Source organism: Sphingomonas flavalba (assembly GCF_047553045.1).
GTDB lineage: Bacteria > Pseudomonadota > Alphaproteobacteria > Sphingomonadales > Sphingomonadaceae > Sphingomonas_L > Sphingomonas_L flavalba_A.
Genome location: NZ_CP180208.1, coordinates 33,735 through 48,689, shown reverse-complemented (window position 1 = coordinate 48,689; position 14,955 = coordinate 33,735). Strand labels below are relative to the sequence as shown.

Sequence of the window (14,955 nt, the reverse complement as noted above, 5' to 3'; positions counted from 1 at the left end):
GTCCCCCATCACCGCCAATGCATTCAACGCAACTTGCCGCCCTTCAGCTTCGCCTTCTTGATCAGGTCGCCATACTGATGAGCCAGCATGTGGCTCTGCATCTGGGCAACCGTGTCGACCGTGACGTTGACGACGATCAGCAGGCTGGTGCCGCCCAGATAAAAGGGAATGCCGGCGCTGGCGATCAGATATTCCGGCACCAGGCAGATCAGCGTCAGATAGATCGCGCCGATCACCGTGATCCGGGTCAGCACGTAATCGAGATAATCAGCCGTATTCTTGCCGGGGCGGATGCCGGGAATGAACCCGCCGTTCCGCTTCAGATTGTCGGCCGTCTCCTCTGGATTGAACACGACCGCGGTGTAGAAAAACGTGAAGAACAGGATGCCGCCGCCATAAAGCAGCATATACATCGGCGAACCGTGCTGCAGATACTGGTTCAGCGAGATGACAAAGTCGCCCCACATGCTCTCGCCCGCGACGCGCTGACCGGCAAACTGCGTAATCGTCAGCGGCATCAGCAGCAACGACGATGCAAAGATCGGCGGAATGACGTTCGCGGTGTTGATCTTCAACGGCAGGTGGCTGCGATCGGCCTGCATCATCCCGCGCTGGGTCTGACGCTTCGGATACTGGATCAGCACGCGGCGCTGCCCCTGCTCGACGAAGCACATGATTGCGACCAGGCCCAGGGCCATCACCAGCACGCCGGTGATCAACAAGCCGGAGATGTTGCCGGTCCGCCCGCCCTCGAACAGGTTGGAGAAAGACGTCGGCAATTCGGCGATGATGCCGGCCATGATGATCAGCGACACGCCGTTGCCGACGCCCCGACTGGTAATCTGCTCGCCGATCCACATCAGGAACATCGTGCCGCCGACAAGGCTGATCACCGCCGATATGCGGAAAAGCATGCCGGGATCGACGACCGCCGCCAGTCCTTGAGACGCGCCAAAACTCTCCAATCCGACGGCAATGAAATAGCCCTGGATCGCGGCTAGACCGACGGTGCCGTAGCGGGTGTACTGGTTCAGCCGCTTGCGCCCGCTCTCGCCTTCCTTCTTGATCGCCGCCAGGGTCGGCGACAACGAACTGGCGAGCTGAACGACGATCGACGCGGTGATGTACGGCATCACCCCTAGCGCGACCAGCGACATGCGGCTGAGCGAACCGCCGGAGAAAGTGTTGAGGAAGTCGAGTACACCGCCCTTGGTCTGCTCGGCGAGAGCGGACAGTGCGGTCGGATCGATACCCGGCAGCGGCACGAAGCTGAGCAGGCGGAACACCACCAGAGCGGCAATCGTGAACCAAAGCCGTTTCTTCAGCTCCGTCGCCTGCCCGAATTTGGACAGGTTCAGGCTGGGCGTCACCGAATCGGCTCTTGATGCCACGGACTGTTCCTCGAAATCTGTGCCGGTCCGATGCGACCGGATGCTCGAAACGAAAAGACGGCGGAAGGCATCCCTGCCCCCCGCCGCCTCATATAGTGTCGGCGTCGCGCTTGTCTAAGCCCGAACGCGACAGACGCGACGGGACGCGCTTCAGCCCTTGGCCTTCTTCGCGTCGCGGACGCTGTTCTTCTTGGCCGCAGCCTTCTCGGCAGCCGGCACAACGACAATCACCTCGACGGAACCGCCGGCCTTCTCGATCGCCTCGCGCGCGCCCTTCGACACGCCGGCGACGTTGAACGCCAGCTTCGCGGAGAACGTTCCCTTGCCCAAAATACGAACGCCGTCCTTGCCGCCGCGGGCGACCCCCGCCGCCTTCAGCGCGGCATGGTCGACAACGGCCTTGGCATCCAGCGTCTTCGCGTCAACAAGCTTCTGGATTACGCCGAGATTCACCTCGGCATAATCCTTGGCGAAGATGTTGTTGAAACCACGCTTCGGCAACCGCATGTGGAGCGGCATCTGGCCGCCTTCGAAGCCCTTGATCGAGACGCCTTCCCGGCTCTTCTGACCCTTCTGGCCACGCCCGGCGGTCTTGCCCTTGCCGGAGCCGATGCCCCGGCCGACGCGCATCCGGCCCTTGCGGGCGCCCGAATTGTCGCGGATGTCGTTCAGTTTCATGTCTTGCACTCGCTTTCGCTTTTATCGCGCCAGGTCAAAGAATAAGGCGGCGGGACGACGCCCCGCGCGACCAGGGTGTCAGCCCTGCACCTCGACCATGTGCTGCACCTTGCGGATCATGCCGCGGACTTCGGCGCTGTCTTCCAGCTCCGAAACCTTGTGCAGTCGGTTCAGCCCAAGGCCGATCAGCGTCGCGCGCTGGTCCTTGGTCCGGCGGATCGGCGAACCGACCTGCTTGATCCTGATCTTCGCCACGCTCGTCACTCCGTGATCGCTTCGGCGTCGGCCTGGGCCGTCGCCTTGTCCGCCCCGCCACGGCCAAGCAGATCGGCAATCTTCTTGCCGCGCCGCTGCGCCACCGCCTTGGGGCTGGTCTGGTCGCCGAGCGCCTCGAAGGTCGCCCGGATCATGTTGTACGGGTTCGACGTGCCTATCGACTTGGTTACCACGTCGGCAACACCCAGGCTTTCGAACACCGCGCGCATCGGGCCGCCGGCAATGATGCCCGTGCCCTGCGGCGCCGAGCGGACGTAAACCCGACCGGCACCGAAACGACCGGCGCCGTCGTGATGGAGCGTGCGGCCTTCGCGCAGCGGCACGCGCACCATCTTCTTGCGCGCGGACGCGGTTGCCTTCGAGATCGCTTCCGGCACTTCACGCGCCTTGCCATGGCCGAAGCCAACCCGGCCATGGCCGTCGCCGACGACGACCAACGCCGCGAAACCGAAGCGCTTACCACCCTTCACCGTCTTGGAGACGCGATTGATGTGGACCAGCTTCTCGATCAGCTCCTCGCCGCCCTCTTCCTGGGCACCGCCGCGCCGATCGTCGCGCCGACCGCGATTGCCGCCTTCGCGACCACCACGCCCGCCGCGCCCGCCGCGCGAACCGCGTCCCTGCCGCCCTTCGGGTGCCGGCGCCGTCGCTGCAGCCTCGACCGCCGCTCCCGGCTGGTTCTGGGTCTCGTCAGCCATCATCAGAACTCCAATCCGCCTTCACGCGCGGCATCCGCCAGCGCCTTGACGCGTCCGTGAAACAGGAAGCCGCCGCGATCGAACACCACCTGGGTGACGCCCGCCTTCCTGGCGGCAGCGGCAACGCGCTTGCCGACATCGGCGGCCGCTTCGGCGGTGGCGCCGGCCTTGCCCCGGACATCCTTGTCCAAAGTCGAGGCGGCCGCGACCGTCCGGCCCGCGCTGTCGTCGATGACCTGCGCATAGATATGCCGGCCCGAACGATGGATCGACAACCGGGGACGCGAACCGCCGCGCGCGCGGAGCGAGGTGCGGACGCGCTGACGGCGACGGGCGAAAAGGGAAAGCTTTGCCATCTTACTTCTTCTTCCCTTCCTTGCGGAAGATGAACTCGCCGCGATACTTGATGCCCTTGCCCTTATACGGCTCCGGCTTACGCCAGCGGCGGATCTCGGCGGCGATCTGACCAACCTTCTGCTTGTCGATGCCGGAAATCTGTACCGTCGTCTGATCCGGCGTCACGATCGTGATGCCTTCCGGCACCGCGAAATCGACGTCGTGGCTGAAGCCAAGCTGCAGCTTCAGGTTCTTGCCCTGAAGGTTCGCACGGTAGCCGACACCGTTGATCTCAAGCGTCTTGCTGAACCCTTCGGTCACGCCAGTGACGAGGTTCTGCACCAGAGTGCGGTGCATGCCCCAGAAGGCGCGCGCGCGCTTGGTCTCGTTCGCCGGAGCGACGACGATCTGGCCGTCCTCGATGCCATAGCTGATGTCGTCGACCATCGCCATCGACAGCGTACCCTTCGGCCCCTTGACCGACAGCGTCCCGGCGTCGATCGACGCGCTGACGCCGGCGGGCACGACGACCGGCTTCTTACCGATGCGGCTCATCAGAACACCTCCGCCAGCACTTCGCCGCCGACATTCTGGTCCCGCGCCTCTGCGTCGGACAGAACACCACGCGGCGTCGACACGATGGTGATGCCCAGGCCGTTGCGGACCCGCGGCAGTTCCTTCGAGCCGGAATAGACACGGCGACCCGGCTTGGACACGCGGGCGACATGCTGGATCGCCGGCTGGCCCTCGAAATATTTCAGTTCGATGCGCAGGCCGCTGTGGCCGCCCACCTCTTCCTCGCTGTAGCCGCGAATATAGCCTTCGCGCTGCAGCACATCGAGCACGCGGGCGCGCAGCTTCGATCCGGGCGAAACGACGCTGTCCTTGCGCGCGCGCTGGCCGTTGCGGATGCGGGTGAGCAGATCACCCAGGGGATCGGTCAATGCCATGTCTTGGGCCCCTTACCAGCTCGACTTCGTGACACCCGGGATCAGGCCCTTGTTGGCCAGATCACGCAGCTGCACACGGCAAAGGCGGAATTTGCGGTAATAGCCGCGCGGACGACCGGTCACCTCGCAACGGTTGCGAATCCGGGTCGGGTTCGCGTTGCGCGGCAGTTCAGCCATCTTCAGACGCGCGATCAGCCGCTCGGTCTCGTCCTTCGACTCGTCGTCCGCGATCGCACGCAGCCGGGCGTATTTGCCGGCATACTGCTTCACGAGCTTCTTCCGCCGCTCGTTCTTGTTGATCGAACTCAGTTTCGCCATGACTTAAGTTCTCTTTTCCTACTTACCGTTCCGGCCGGGCCGGAGTCCTTAGTTTCAGCTCCCCGGCCGTGACCGGGGAAATCGGTCAGGCCGCCTTGGCCTGCTCGGCATCCTGCGGGAACGGGAAACCGAACAGGCGCAGCAGCTCGCGCGCCTCTTCGTCCGTCTTCGCCGTCGTCGCCACGATCACGTCCATGCCACGCACCGTATCAATGCGGTCATAGTTGATCTCCGGAAACACCAGCTGCTCCTTCAGGCCCATCGCGTAATTGCCGCGGCCGTCGAACGACTTCGGGTTCAACCCGCGAAAGTCGCGAACGCGCGGCAGCGCGATTGTGATCAGCCGGTCGAGAAACTCGTACATCCGCTCGCGGCGCAGGGTCACCTTGACGCCGATCGGCATGCCTTCGCGCAGCTTGAAGCTGGCGACCGACTTCTTCGCCTTGGTGATGACCGGCTTCTGGCCGGCGATCGCCTCCATCTCGGAAGCGGCCGTCTCGACCTTCTTCTTGTCCTGGGTCGCCTCACCGACGCCCATGTTGAGCACGATCTTCGAGATGCGCGGAATCTCCAGCGCGTTCTTGTAGCCGAACTTCGCCATCATCGCCTTGGCGATGCTGGCGTCATACTGCTGCTTCAGGCGCGGAACATAAGCGTCAGCCACTGATGACCTCCCCGGACTTCACGGCCACGCGGACCTTCTTGCCGTCTCGCACTTCAAAACGGACGCGGGTCGCCTTGCCCGTCTTGGGATCGGCGACGGCGACCTTCGACACATGCAGCGGCGCTTCGCGCCGTTCCAGCCCACCCTGCGGGTTGGCCTGGTCCGGCTTGCGGTGGCGCACGGCGACGTTGATGCCGGCGACGATGACCTTACCATCCTTCGGCAGCGACTTCGTCACCTCACCGCTGCGCCCCTTGTCCTTGCCGGACAGGACGACAACGATATCGCCTTTCTTGATCTTGGCCGCGGCCATTTTACAGCACCTCCGGCGCGAGACTGATGATCTTCATGTGCTTCCTCGCACGCAGTTCGCGGACGACCGGCCCGAAGATACGGGTGCCGATCGGCTCCTCGTTCTTGTTGACCAGCACCGCCGCGTTCGAATCGAACCGGATGGTCGAACCGTCCGGCCGATGAATGTCCTTGGCGGTGCGGACGATGATCGCGCGATGCACATCGCCCTTCTTCACCTTGCCGCGCGGCGCCGCTTCCTTGACGGACACGACGATGATGTCGCCGACACCCGCAAAGCGCCGCTTCGACCCGCCCAGCACCTTGATGCACTGCACCCGCTTCGCGCCCGAATTATCGGCGACATCGAGATTGGACTGCATCTGGATCATGGATCCGCTTCCTTCTCATCGACCGCCGCATCCGCGCCGGCCCGTTTCCCGTAACATTTGGCCCCGCCTGGGCGGGAGCGCAAAACCTAGACTTCAACCGCCTCCGGGGTCTTGCCGACCTCGATCCGGTCGACGACCTTCCACGTCTTCAGCTTCGAGATCGGCGCGGTCTCTTCGATACGGACCGTGTCGCCCTCGTGATAGGCGTTGCCCTCGTCATGGGCGTGATACTTCTTCGAACGACGAATGATCTTGCCGTAGAGCGGGTGCTTGACCTTGCGCTCCACCCGGACGACCACCGTCTTGTCGGTCTTGTCGGACACTACCAGTCCGGTCAGCACGCGCTTCGGCATGTCTCGTCTTCCTTACTTGGCCGCCGAGCGCGCGCGCTCGTTCTGGACAGTCTTGATACGGGCGATCGAACGCCGCACGGTGCGGACGCGCGACGGCTTCTCAAGCTGGCTGGTCGCCGCCTGGAAGCGCAGGTTGAACGCCTCGCGCTTCAGCTCGCCGAGCTGCTCGCTCAGCTGATCGTCGGTCTTGGCCCGCAGATCCTCGGTCGTCTTGCCCATCACTCGGCTCCCAGGTGGCTGAAGTCGCCAAGCCGGGCGACCACCTTCGTCTTGATCGGCAGCTTCATCGCCGCGCGGGCGAAGGCCACCGCCGCGATCGGGCCAGGCACGCCGCCCAGCTCGAACAGGATACGGCCGGGCTTGACCCGGGCAGCCCAGAATTCCGGCGCGCCCTTGCCGGAGCCCATGCGGACTTCCGCCGGCTTCGACGACACCGGCACGTCCGGGAATACGCGAATCCACAAGCGCCCCTGACGCTTGATGTGGCGGGTGATCGCGCGGCGGGCCGCCTCGATCTGCCGCGCGGTGATCCGGTCCGGCTCAAGCGCCTTCAGGCCGTAAGACCCGAAGTTCAGATCGGTGCCGCCGCGGGCATTGCCGTGGATGCGGCCCTTATGGGCCTTGCGGAATTTCGTGCGCTTCGGTTGCAGCATCTTTCGCGTTCCTTATCGGGCCGGGCGGACGCCGGAGGTCTGAGCCTCCATCATCAGCCGATCCTGGGCGAGCGGGTCGTGCCCCAGAATCTCACCCTTGAAGATCCAGACCTTGACGCCGCACACGCCATAGGCGGTGTGGGCTTCCGCCTCGGCATAGTCGACGTTCGCGCGCAGCGTGTGCAACGGCACCCGCCCTTCGCGATACCATTCGGTGCGGGCGATTTCCGCCCCGCCAAGCCGGCCGCCGCAGGTGATGCGGATGCCTTCGGCGCCGAGACGCAGCGCCGACTGCACCGCCCGCTTCATCGCGCGCCGGAAGGCAACGCGGCGTTCGAGCTGATCGGCGACACCCTGCGCAACGAGGCGCGAGTCGATTTCAGGCTTGCGGATCTCGACGATGTTCAGCGACACGTCCGACGAGGTCATCGCGCCGAGCGTCTTGCGCAGCTTTTCGATGTCCGCGCCCTTCTTGCCGATGATCACGCCCGGACGGGCAGCGAAGATCGACACGCGGCACAGCTTGGCCGGGCGCTCGATCACCACCTTGGAGATCGCCGCCTGCGGCAGCGTCTTCATGATGTGCCGGCGGATCTTCAGATCCTCCAGCAGCAGCCGGCCGTAATCATGGCCTTCGGCGAACCAGCGGCTGTCCCAGGTGCGGTTGATCTGGAGGCGCAGGCCGATCGGATTGGATTTCTGACCCATATGCTTATGCCTCTTCCTGCTCGCGCACGACGATCCGGACCTTGCTGAACGGCTTCAGGATGCGGGTCGACTTGCCGCGACCGCGGGTGGCGAAACGCTTCATCGTGATCGCCTTGCCGACCGACGCCTCGGCGACGACGAGGGCGTCGACGTCGAGATTGTGGTTGTTCTCCGCATTGGCGATGGCCGAGGCCAGAACCTTGCGGACATCGACCGCCATTGCCTTCGGCGAGAAAGCGAGAATGTTGAGCGCGTCGCCGGCCTTCTTGCCGCGGATCAGGCCCGCGACCAGGTTCAGCTTCTGCGCGCTGCCACGAATGGCGCTGCCGACGGCGAGCGCTTCGTTATCGCCAACGCGACGCGGTGCTGCTGGCTTGCCCATTAGCGCTTGCCCTTCCTGTCGGCGGCGTGGCCCGGGAAATACCGGGTCGGCGCAAATTCGCCGAGCTTCATGCCAACCATGTCCTCGTTCACCGATACCGGCACGAACTTGCGGCCGTTATAGACGTTGAAGGTCAGCCCGACGAACTGCGGCAGGATCGTCGACCGGCGCGACCAGGTCTTGATCGGGGCGCGCGCGCTCGTCTCCTGAGCCACTTCCGCTTTTTTCAGCAGATGCAGGTCGACGAACGGACCTTTCCAGATGGAACGGGCCATGACTTACCTCTTCTTCTTCGCGTGGCGCGACCGGATGATCATCTTGTCCGTCGCCTTGTTATGGCGGGTGCGCGCACCCTTGGTCGGCTTGCCCCACGGGGTGACCGGGTGGCGGCCGCCGGAAGTGCGGCCTTCGCCGCCGCCATGCGGGTGATCGACCGGGTTCTTCGCAACGCCGCGGGTCAGCGGACGCCGCCCCATCCAGCGGCTACGGCCAGCCTTGGCGAAATTCTGGTTGGCGTTGTCGTGGTTCGACACCGCGCCGACCGTCGCCATGCAATCCGCACGAATATACCGCTGCTCGCCCGAGTTCAGGCGAACGATGACCATGCCGCGGTCACGGCCGACGACCTGCACATAGGTGCCGGCCGAACGGGCGATCTGACCGCCCTTGCCCGGCTTCATCTCGACGTTGTGGACGATGGTGCCGACCGGCATCTGGCCCAGTTCCATCGCGTTGCCTGGCTTCACGTCGGTTTTCTTGCCGGCGACCACCGCGTCACCGACGCCCAGGCGCTGCGGCGCGATGATGTAGGCGAGCGTATCGTCCTGATACTTGATCAGCGCGATGAAGGCGGTGCGGTTCGGGTCATATTCGATCCGCTCGACCACCGCCGGCATATCCCACTTGCGGCGCTTGAAATCGATGATGCGATAGCGCTGCTTGTGCCCGCCGGCGATGCCACGCGAGGTGACATGGCCCTTGTTGTTGCGGCCACCCGTCTTGCGCTTGCCTTCGGTCAGCGCCTTGACCGGCTTGCCCTTCCAGAGCGACGCCCGGTCGACGAGAATGAGGCCGCGCTGGCCCGGGCTCGTCGGATTATAATGCTTCAGCGCCATCGCTTCAGATTCCCGTCGTCACGTCGATCGACTGACCTTCAGCCAGCGTCACGATCGCTTTCTTGATGTCCGAACGGGTGTAGGGCCGCCCCTTCCACCGCTTGGACTTGCCCTTCTGGACCAGCGTGTTGACGCCGGTCACCGTCACGCCGAACAGCGCCTCGATCGCAGCCTTGATCTGCGGCTTCGAAGCATCGGCAGCGACCTTGAAGACCACCGCGTTATGCTCGGTCAGCATCGTCGCCTTCTCGGTGATGTGGGGCGCAACGACCACGTCGTAATGACGGAGGTCGACCGCGGCCGCGTCCTTCTTCTTAGCCATTGAGGCGCGCCTCCAGCTTTTCGACCGCGGCGCGGGTCAGCACCAGCGTATCATGCTTCAGAATGTCATAGACGTTGGCGCCGATCGTCGGCAGCACATTGACGCCGACGAGGTTGCCGGACGCCAGCGCGAAGCTGGTGTCGACCGTGTCGCCGTCGATGACCAGCGCCGTGCGACCGAAGCCGAGCTTGGCGAGGTCGGCGGCGAGTGCCTTGGTCTTGCCGCCCTTCACCGCCAGCGCATCGAGAACGATCAGCTTGCCATCCTTCGCCTTGGCCGACAGCGCCATTTTCAAACCGAGCGCGCGAACCTTCTTGTTCAGCGACGGGTTGAAATCACGGACGCGCGGGCCATGCGCCTTACCGCCGCCGATGAACACCGGCGCGCGACGATCGCCGTGACGGGCGGTGCCGCCGCCCTTCTGCCGGCCGAACTTCTTGCCGGTACGGGCGACATCGCTGCGCTCGCGCGCGGCGCGCGCGGTACCCCGGCGCTTCTCAAGCTGCCAGGTGACGACGCGATGCAGGATGTCGGCGCGCGGATCGAGACCGAAAATCTCGTCCTTCAGCTCGATATCGCCGCTCGCCTTGGCGTCGAGGGTCTGAACCTTGACCTTCATGGCTTAGCCCTCCTGGCCTTCGGTGGCTTCCGCAGCGGTGTCGACCGGGGCCGGCGTATCGGCGGGAGCATCCTGATTGCTGTTGGCGGCGGCCTTCAGGCCGGCCGGATAGGGCGCGTCAGCATGGCGCGGCACCTTCACCGCATCCTTGACGATCAGCCAGGCCCCCTTGTGACCGGGCACCGACCCCTTGACGAAGAGCAGCCCGCGCTCGGCATCGGTGCGGACGATCTCCAGATTCTGCTGGGTGCGCTGACGGTCGCCCATATGGCCGGCCATCTTTTTGTTCTTGAACACGCGACCCGGGTCCTGCCGCTGCCCGGTTGAACCGTGCGAGCGATGCGAAACCGAGACGCCGTGACTGGCACGCAGACCGCCGAAGTTCCAGCGCTTCATCGCGCCGGCAAAACCCTTGCCCTGCGTCTGACCCGAGATATCGACCAGCTGGCCGGCGACATAATGGTCAGCCGACAGCTCCACGCCAACATCGAGCAGCGCGTCTTCGGACACGCGGAACTCGGTCAGCCGGGCCTTCGGCTCCACTTCGGCCTTGCCGAAATGGCCACGCTGCGGCTTGGCGACATTCTTGACCTTGGCGACGCCGGCGCCGAGCTGGACGGCGACGTAACCGTCCCGATCCGCTTCCTTGCGCGCGACGACCTGAACCTTGTCGAGCTGCAGGACGGTGACCGGCACGTGGCGGCCATCTTCCTGGAACAGGCGGGTCATGCCCATCTTCTTCGCGATCACGCCAGTGCGCATGATCCACATCCTTCCGAACAGAGGCTCACGGGGTTGCCCGCGAGCGTGCCAATGAAAAAGGCCCTGATCCGGGATCAGAGCCAGCCCAAATATCGCGCGCCCCCGTCAGGGCCGGTTTTCCGCTTCAACATCAAAGCGAAAGACGGGGACTCGGTCGCCAGCAAGCTGGCCGGTATCCCTGCTTCCCCACCGCGACAGACGCCGCGGCGAAAGCCCGCCAACCGAATCAATCGTTCGGCGGAGGCGGCCTCTTAGGCCAGTTTGATCTCGACATCAACACCCGCAGCGAGATCGAGCTTCATCAGCGCGTCGACGGTCTGCGGAGTCGGCTGCACGATGTCGAGCATCCGCTTGTAGGTGCGGACCTCGAACTGCTCGCGCGACTTCTTGTCGATGTGCGGGCCACGGTTGACCGTGAACTTCTCGATGCGCGTCGGCAGCGGAATGGGCCCGCGAATGAGCGCGCCGGTACGACGCGCGGTATCGGCGATGTCGCCGGTCGCCTGATCAAGCACGCGATGATCGAACGCCTTGAGGCGAATGCGGATATTCTGGGTTTCCATGTCCACTACCGATGCGAAAGAGCCATGCCCGTATTGTCGGGCTTCACAAGAGAGGCCGCCCGATTCCCCATTAAGCGGAATCGGGCGGCCGACGACCTGTTATTACTTGTTGATCGAGGCGACAACCCCGGCGCCGACGGTCCGGCCGCCTTCGCGAATCGCGAAGCGCAGGCCCGGATCCATGGCGATCGGCGCGATCAGCTTGACGTTCAGCTGAACGTTGTCGCCCGGCATCACCATCTCGGTGCCCTCGGGGAGGACGACCTCACCGGTGACGTCGGTGGTGCGGAAGTAGAACTGCGGGCGGTAGTTGGCGAAGAACGGCGTGTGACGGCCACCTTCGTCCTTCGACAGCACGTAGACTTCCGAGCTGAACTCGGTGTGCGGCGTGATCGAGCCCGGCTTGGCCAGAACCTGACCACGTTCCACCTCATCACGGCCGACGCCGCGGATCAGCGCACCGATGTTGTCGCCCGCCTCGCCCTGATCGAGCAGCTTGCGGAACATTTCGACGCCAGTGACGACGGTCTTCTTGGTGTCCTTGATGCCGACGATCTCGACTTCTTCGCCAACCTTGACGACGCCGGTCTCGACGCGGCCGGTGACGACGGTGCCGCGACCCGAAATCGAGAACACGTCTTCGATCGGCATCAGGAACGGCTTGTCCAGCGGACGCTCCGGCTGCGGGATCCACTCGTCGACCGCTTCCATCAGCTTCAGGATCGCGTTCTTGCCGATCTCGTCGTTGCTGTCCTCGAGCGCGGCGAGCGCCGAGCCACGGATGATCGGAATATTGTCGCCGTCGAAATCGCGCTTCGACAGTTCCTCGCGGATTTCCAGCTCGACGAGCTCCAGGATTTCCTCGTCGTCGACCTGATCGACCTTGTTCATGAACACGACCATGGTCGGCACGCCAACCTGCTTGGCCAGCAGGATGTGCTCCTTGGTCTGCGGCATCGGGCCATCGCTGGCCGACACCACCAGGATCGCGCCGTCCATCTGCGCGGCGCCGGTGATCATGTTCTTCACATAGTCGGCGTGGCCCGGGCAGTCGACGTGCGCATAGTGGCGCTTGCCGGTCTCGTACTCGACGTGGCTGGTGGCGATCGTGATGCCGCGCTCACGCTCTTCCGGCGCCTTGTCGATGTTGTCGTAGGCGGTGAACGTCGCGCCGCCGGTTTCCGCCAACACCTTGGTGATCGCCGCCGTCAGCGACGTCTTGCCGTGGTCGACGTGACCGATGGTGCCGATGTTGCAGTGCGGTTTGGTCCGCTCGAACTTCGCTTTCGCCATTTTTCCTACCTTCTTTCAGATCCGTTTTCCGAGCGAACCGCCCGAGGCGGAGGCGCCCATAACCATAAATCCAGCGTTATGCCAGCTTCGCCTTCACCTCGTCGGCGACGTTGGCAGGCACTTCGTCATAATGCGAGAACTGCATCGTGTACTGCGCGCGCCCCTGCGTGAACGAGCGCAGCTGGTTCACATAGCCGAACATATTGGCAAGCGGGACCATCGCTTCAACCGCCGTCGCGTTGCCGCGCGTGTCGGTGCCCTGGATCTGGCCGCGCCGCGAGTTGAGGTCGCCGATGACGTCGCCCAGATAATCTTCCGGCGTCACCACCTCGACCTTCATGATCGGCTCGAGCAGCTTGATGCCTGCCTTCTGCGCCGCCTCGCGCATCGCCGCGCGGCCGGTGATCTCGAACGCCAGCGCCGACGAGTCGACGTCGTGATAGGCGCCGTCGGTCAGGTGGATCTCGAAATCGATGATCGGGAAACCGATCAGCGAACCGGTCGCCGCCGTCTCGCGCATGCCCTTTTCGACCGACGGGATATATTCCTTGGGAATATTGCCGCCCTTGACCTCGTCGAAGAACTGGATGCCCGAACCGCGCTCGCCCGGAACCAGCGACACTTTGACGCGGCCGAACTGGCCGGAGCCGCCCGACTGCTTCTTGTGGGTGTAGTCGATGTCCACCGGCTTCGCGAGATATTCGCGATAGGCAACCTGCGGCGCGCCGACATTCGCCTCGACCTTGAATTCGCGCTTCATGCGGTCGACCAGGATCTCGAGGTGGAGCTCACCCATCCCCTTGATGATGGTCTGGCCGCTCTCGGCATCGCTGGTCACGCGGAAGGACGGATCCTCGCGCGCCAGGCGGTTGAGCGCGACGCCCATCTTCTCCTGGTCAGCCTTGGTCTTCGGCTCGACCGCGACCTCGATCACCGGCTCCGGGAACTCCATGCGCTCCAGGATGATCGGCGCGTTTTGCGCACACAGCGTGTCACCGGTGGTCGTGTCCTTGAGTCCGGCCAGCGCAACGATGTCGCCGGCATAGGCTTCCTGGATATCTTCGCGGCTGTTCGCATGCATCAGCAGCATGCGGCCGACCTTTTCCTTCTTGTCCTTGACCGAGTTGGAGACGGTCGAAGCCGCCTCCAGCTTGCCGGAATAGACGCGAGCAAAGGTCAGTGTGCCGACGAACGGGTCGTTCATGATCTTGAACGCCAGCGCGGAGAACGGCGCATCGTCCGACGCCGGGCGGGTATCGTGGGTCTCACCGTCCAGCTTGACACCGTCGACCGGCGGAATGTCGAGCGGCGACGGCAGATAGTCGATGACCGCGTCGAGCAGCGGCTGCACGCCCTTGTTCTTGAACGCGGAGCCGCACAGCACCGGCACGAACGAGAAGTTCAGCGTACCCTTGCGGATCAGCTTGCGCAGCGTGTCGGCGTCCGGCTCCTGCCCGTCGAAAAACGCTTCCATCGCGGCGTCGTCCTGCTCGACGGCGGCCTCGATCAGCGCCTGGCGGGCGGCCGCGGCCGCGTCCTTCAGGTCATCGGGAATTCCGGTGATTTCGAACTTGGCGCCCAGGCTCTCTTCGAGCCAGATGATCGCCCGGTTCTCGACCAGGTCGACGAGCCCCTTGAAGCTGCTCTCGATGCCGATCGGAAGATAAAGGACCAGCGGGCGGGCTCCCAGGCGGTCGCGGATCATGTCGACGCAGCGCTCAAAATTGGCGCCGGTGCGGTCGAGCTTGTTGACGAAGCACATCCGCGGAACGTGATATTTTTCCGCCTGACGCCACACCGTTTCCGACTGCGGCTCGACACCGGCGACACCATCGAAGCAGGCGACCGCGCCGTCGAGCACGCGCAGCGAACGCTCGACCTCGATCGTGAAGTCGACGTGGCCGGGCGTGTCGATGATGTTGACGCGGTGGTCGCGCCAGAAGCAGGTCGTCGCGGCCGACGTGATCGTGATCCCGCGTTCCTGCTCCTGCTCCATCCAGTCCATCGTCGCGGTCCCCTCGTGGGTCTCGCCGATCTTGTAGGACTTGCCGGTGTAATAGAGGATGCGCTCGGTCGTCGTCGTCTTGCCGGCGTCAATATGCGCCATGATGCCGATGTTGCGATATTTCTCGAGCGGATGGCTGCGGGCCATGATCTGAAACTCCGATGCCGGAGCGGCGGTGGCGCCGCC

General features: G+C 64.3%; 24 protein-coding genes. All 24 read right to left on the bottom strand.

Annotation, left to right across the window (positions count from 1 at the left end; all coding sequences use genetic code 11):
• Positions 1-23: 23 nt before the first annotated feature.
• Positions 24-1,391: a preprotein translocase subunit SecY gene (gene secY, locus ACMT1E_RS00280; RefSeq protein ID WP_414901458.1), complete on the bottom strand. Its 1,368-nt coding sequence runs from the start codon at positions 1,389-1,391 to the stop codon at positions 24-26.
• 150 nt (positions 1,392-1,541) lie between these two features.
• The gene (gene rplO, locus ACMT1E_RS00275) at positions 1,542-2,069 is read right to left on the bottom strand and encodes a 50S ribosomal protein L15 (protein ID WP_414901456.1); all 528 of its coding nucleotides are present in this window, start codon (positions 2,067-2,069) and stop codon (positions 1,542-1,544) included.
• Positions 2,070-2,147: 78 nt separating this feature from the next.
• Entirely contained in the window at positions 2,148-2,324 is a 177-nt protein-coding gene (rpmD, locus tag ACMT1E_RS00270; RefSeq protein ID WP_414901455.1) for a 50S ribosomal protein L30, read from the bottom strand.
• Positions 2,325-2,329: 5 nt separating this feature from the next.
• Entirely contained in the window at positions 2,330-3,043 is a 714-nt protein-coding gene (rpsE, locus tag ACMT1E_RS00265; RefSeq protein WP_414903480.1) for a 30S ribosomal protein S5, read from the bottom strand.
• A gap of 2 nt (positions 3,044-3,045) precedes the next feature.
• Positions 3,046-3,399 (bottom strand): 50S ribosomal protein L18, encoded by a 354-nt coding sequence (gene rplR / locus ACMT1E_RS00260; RefSeq protein WP_414901454.1) that lies wholly within the window; start codon positions 3,397-3,399, stop codon positions 3,046-3,048.
• Between the two features lies 1 nt (position 3,400).
• Positions 3,401-3,934, bottom strand: coding sequence for a 50S ribosomal protein L6 (gene rplF, locus ACMT1E_RS00255; RefSeq protein WP_414901453.1), 534 nt, complete (start codon positions 3,932-3,934; stop codon positions 3,401-3,403).
• On the bottom strand, positions 3,934-4,329 hold the full coding sequence (gene rpsH, locus ACMT1E_RS00250) for a 30S ribosomal protein S8 (RefSeq protein ID WP_414901451.1): 396 nt from the start codon (positions 4,327-4,329) through the stop codon (positions 3,934-3,936). The genes rplF and rpsH overlap by 1 nt, the downstream gene beginning before the upstream one ends.
• A 12-nt stretch (positions 4,330-4,341) precedes the next feature.
• Positions 4,342-4,647, bottom strand: a complete 306-nt coding sequence (gene rpsN, locus ACMT1E_RS00245) for a 30S ribosomal protein S14 (protein WP_414901449.1) — start codon at positions 4,645-4,647, stop codon at positions 4,342-4,344.
• 85 nt (positions 4,648-4,732) lie between these two features.
• The gene (gene rplE / locus ACMT1E_RS00240) at positions 4,733-5,311 is read right to left on the bottom strand and encodes a 50S ribosomal protein L5 (RefSeq protein WP_414901447.1); all 579 of its coding nucleotides are present in this window, start codon (positions 5,309-5,311) and stop codon (positions 4,733-4,735) included.
• A complete protein-coding gene (rplX, locus tag ACMT1E_RS00235; RefSeq protein ID WP_414901446.1) occupies positions 5,304-5,624 on the bottom strand; it encodes a 50S ribosomal protein L24 in 321 nt (106 codons plus the stop codon). The genes rplE and rplX overlap by 8 nt, the downstream gene beginning before the upstream one ends.
• Before the next feature lies 1 nt (position 5,625).
• Entirely contained in the window at positions 5,626-5,994 is a 369-nt protein-coding gene (gene rplN / locus ACMT1E_RS00230) for a 50S ribosomal protein L14 (RefSeq protein ID WP_414901444.1), read from the bottom strand.
• A gap of 86 nt (positions 5,995-6,080) precedes the next feature.
• A complete protein-coding gene (gene rpsQ / locus ACMT1E_RS00225; protein WP_136161915.1) occupies positions 6,081-6,347 on the bottom strand; it encodes a 30S ribosomal protein S17 in 267 nt (88 codons plus the stop codon).
• Positions 6,348-6,359: 12 nt separating this feature from the next.
• Positions 6,360-6,566: a 50S ribosomal protein L29 gene (rpmC, locus tag ACMT1E_RS00220; RefSeq protein WP_414901443.1), complete on the bottom strand. Its 207-nt coding sequence runs from the start codon at positions 6,564-6,566 to the stop codon at positions 6,360-6,362.
• Positions 6,566-7,000, bottom strand: a complete 435-nt coding sequence (gene rplP, locus ACMT1E_RS00215; RefSeq protein WP_414901442.1) for a 50S ribosomal protein L16 — start codon at positions 6,998-7,000, stop codon at positions 6,566-6,568. Before rplP ends, rpmC begins: the two co-directional genes overlap by 1 nt.
• Positions 7,001-7,012: 12 nt before the next feature.
• Entirely contained in the window at positions 7,013-7,708 is a 696-nt protein-coding gene (gene rpsC, locus ACMT1E_RS00210) for a 30S ribosomal protein S3 (protein ID WP_414901441.1), read from the bottom strand.
• Between the two features lie 4 nt (positions 7,709-7,712).
• Entirely contained in the window at positions 7,713-8,090 is a 378-nt protein-coding gene (gene rplV / locus ACMT1E_RS00205) for a 50S ribosomal protein L22 (protein ID WP_414901440.1), read from the bottom strand.
• Positions 8,090-8,365, bottom strand: a complete 276-nt coding sequence (gene rpsS / locus ACMT1E_RS00200; protein ID WP_136161920.1) for a 30S ribosomal protein S19 — start codon at positions 8,363-8,365, stop codon at positions 8,090-8,092. Before rpsS ends, rplV begins: the two co-directional genes overlap by 1 nt.
• 3 nt (positions 8,366-8,368) lie before the next feature.
• Positions 8,369-9,205: a 50S ribosomal protein L2 gene (gene rplB, locus ACMT1E_RS00195; protein ID WP_414901438.1), complete on the bottom strand. Its 837-nt coding sequence runs from the start codon at positions 9,203-9,205 to the stop codon at positions 8,369-8,371.
• Between the two features lie 4 nt (positions 9,206-9,209).
• A complete protein-coding gene (locus ACMT1E_RS00190; RefSeq protein WP_414901436.1) occupies positions 9,210-9,527 on the bottom strand; it encodes a 50S ribosomal protein L23 in 318 nt (105 codons plus the stop codon).
• Complete coding sequence (gene rplD / locus ACMT1E_RS00185) at positions 9,520-10,146, bottom strand: 50S ribosomal protein L4 (protein WP_414901435.1); 627 nt, start codon at positions 10,144-10,146, stop codon at positions 9,520-9,522. The genes ACMT1E_RS00190 and rplD overlap by 8 nt, the downstream gene beginning before the upstream one ends.
• 3 nt (positions 10,147-10,149) lie before the next feature.
• The gene (rplC, locus tag ACMT1E_RS00180) at positions 10,150-10,908 is read right to left on the bottom strand and encodes a 50S ribosomal protein L3 (RefSeq protein WP_414901433.1); all 759 of its coding nucleotides are present in this window, start codon (positions 10,906-10,908) and stop codon (positions 10,150-10,152) included.
• A 251-nt stretch (positions 10,909-11,159) separates the two neighbouring features.
• Positions 11,160-11,471: a 30S ribosomal protein S10 gene (rpsJ, locus tag ACMT1E_RS00175; protein WP_034161642.1), complete on the bottom strand. Its 312-nt coding sequence runs from the start codon at positions 11,469-11,471 to the stop codon at positions 11,160-11,162.
• 102 nt (positions 11,472-11,573) lie between these two features.
• Positions 11,574-12,764 (bottom strand): elongation factor Tu, encoded by a 1,191-nt coding sequence (gene tuf / locus ACMT1E_RS00170; protein WP_414901430.1) that lies wholly within the window; start codon positions 12,762-12,764, stop codon positions 11,574-11,576.
• A 76-nt stretch (positions 12,765-12,840) separates the two neighbouring features.
• Complete coding sequence (gene fusA / locus ACMT1E_RS00165) at positions 12,841-14,916, bottom strand: elongation factor G (protein WP_414901428.1); 2,076 nt, start codon at positions 14,914-14,916, stop codon at positions 12,841-12,843.
• Positions 14,917-14,955 lie beyond the last annotated feature (39 nt).

Excerpts from the sequence above, each read along its gene's own strand:
- rplO (WP_414901456.1), bottom strand. The coding sequence starts at position 2,069 with ATGAAACTGAACGACATCCGCGACAATTCGGGCGCCCGCAAGGGCCGG.
- rpsE (WP_414903480.1), bottom strand. The coding sequence starts at position 3,043 with ATGGCTGACGAGACCCAGAACCAGCCGGGAGCGGCGGTCGAGGCTGCA.
- rplR (WP_414901454.1), bottom strand. The coding sequence starts at position 3,399 with ATGGCAAAGCTTTCCCTTTTCGCCCGTCGCCGTCAGCGCGTCCGCACC.
- rplF (WP_414901453.1), bottom strand. The coding sequence starts at position 3,934 with ATGAGCCGCATCGGTAAGAAGCCGGTCGTCGTGCCCGCCGGCGTCAGC.
- rpsH (WP_414901451.1), bottom strand. The coding sequence starts at position 4,329 with ATGGCATTGACCGATCCCCTGGGTGATCTGCTCACCCGCATCCGCAAC.
- rpsN (WP_414901449.1), bottom strand. The coding sequence starts at position 4,647 with ATGGCGAAACTGAGTTCGATCAACAAGAACGAGCGGCGGAAGAAGCTC.
- rplX (WP_414901446.1), bottom strand. The coding sequence starts at position 5,624 with ATGGCCGCGGCCAAGATCAAGAAAGGCGATATCGTTGTCGTCCTGTCC.
- rplN (WP_414901444.1), bottom strand. The coding sequence starts at position 5,994 with ATGATCCAGATGCAGTCCAATCTCGATGTCGCCGATAATTCGGGCGCG.
- rpsQ (WP_136161915.1), bottom strand. The coding sequence starts at position 6,347 with ATGCCGAAGCGCGTGCTGACCGGACTGGTAGTGTCCGACAAGACCGAC.
- rpmC (WP_414901443.1), bottom strand. The coding sequence starts at position 6,566 with ATGGGCAAGACGACCGAGGATCTGCGGGCCAAGACCGACGATCAGCTG.
- rplP (WP_414901442.1), bottom strand. The coding sequence starts at position 7,000 with ATGCTGCAACCGAAGCGCACGAAATTCCGCAAGGCCCATAAGGGCCGC.
- rpsC (WP_414901441.1), bottom strand. The coding sequence starts at position 7,708 with ATGGGTCAGAAATCCAATCCGATCGGCCTGCGCCTCCAGATCAACCGC.
- rplV (WP_414901440.1), bottom strand. The coding sequence starts at position 8,090 with ATGGGCAAGCCAGCAGCACCGCGTCGCGTTGGCGATAACGAAGCGCTC.
- rpsS (WP_136161920.1), bottom strand. The coding sequence starts at position 8,365 with ATGGCCCGTTCCATCTGGAAAGGTCCGTTCGTCGACCTGCATCTGCTG.
- rplB (WP_414901438.1), bottom strand. The coding sequence starts at position 9,205 with ATGGCGCTGAAGCATTATAATCCGACGAGCCCGGGCCAGCGCGGCCTC.
- ACMT1E_RS00190 (WP_414901436.1), bottom strand. The coding sequence starts at position 9,527 with ATGGCTAAGAAGAAGGACGCGGCCGCGGTCGACCTCCGTCATTACGAC.
- rplD (WP_414901435.1), bottom strand. The coding sequence starts at position 10,146 with ATGAAGGTCAAGGTTCAGACCCTCGACGCCAAGGCGAGCGGCGATATC.
- rplC (WP_414901433.1), bottom strand. The coding sequence starts at position 10,908 with ATGCGCACTGGCGTGATCGCGAAGAAGATGGGCATGACCCGCCTGTTC.
- rpsJ (WP_034161642.1), bottom strand. The coding sequence starts at position 11,471 with ATGGAAACCCAGAATATCCGCATTCGCCTCAAGGCGTTCGATCATCGC.
- tuf (WP_414901430.1), bottom strand. The coding sequence starts at position 12,764 with ATGGCGAAAGCGAAGTTCGAGCGGACCAAACCGCACTGCAACATCGGC.
- fusA (WP_414901428.1), bottom strand. The coding sequence starts at position 14,916 with ATGGCCCGCAGCCATCCGCTCGAGAAATATCGCAACATCGGCATCATG.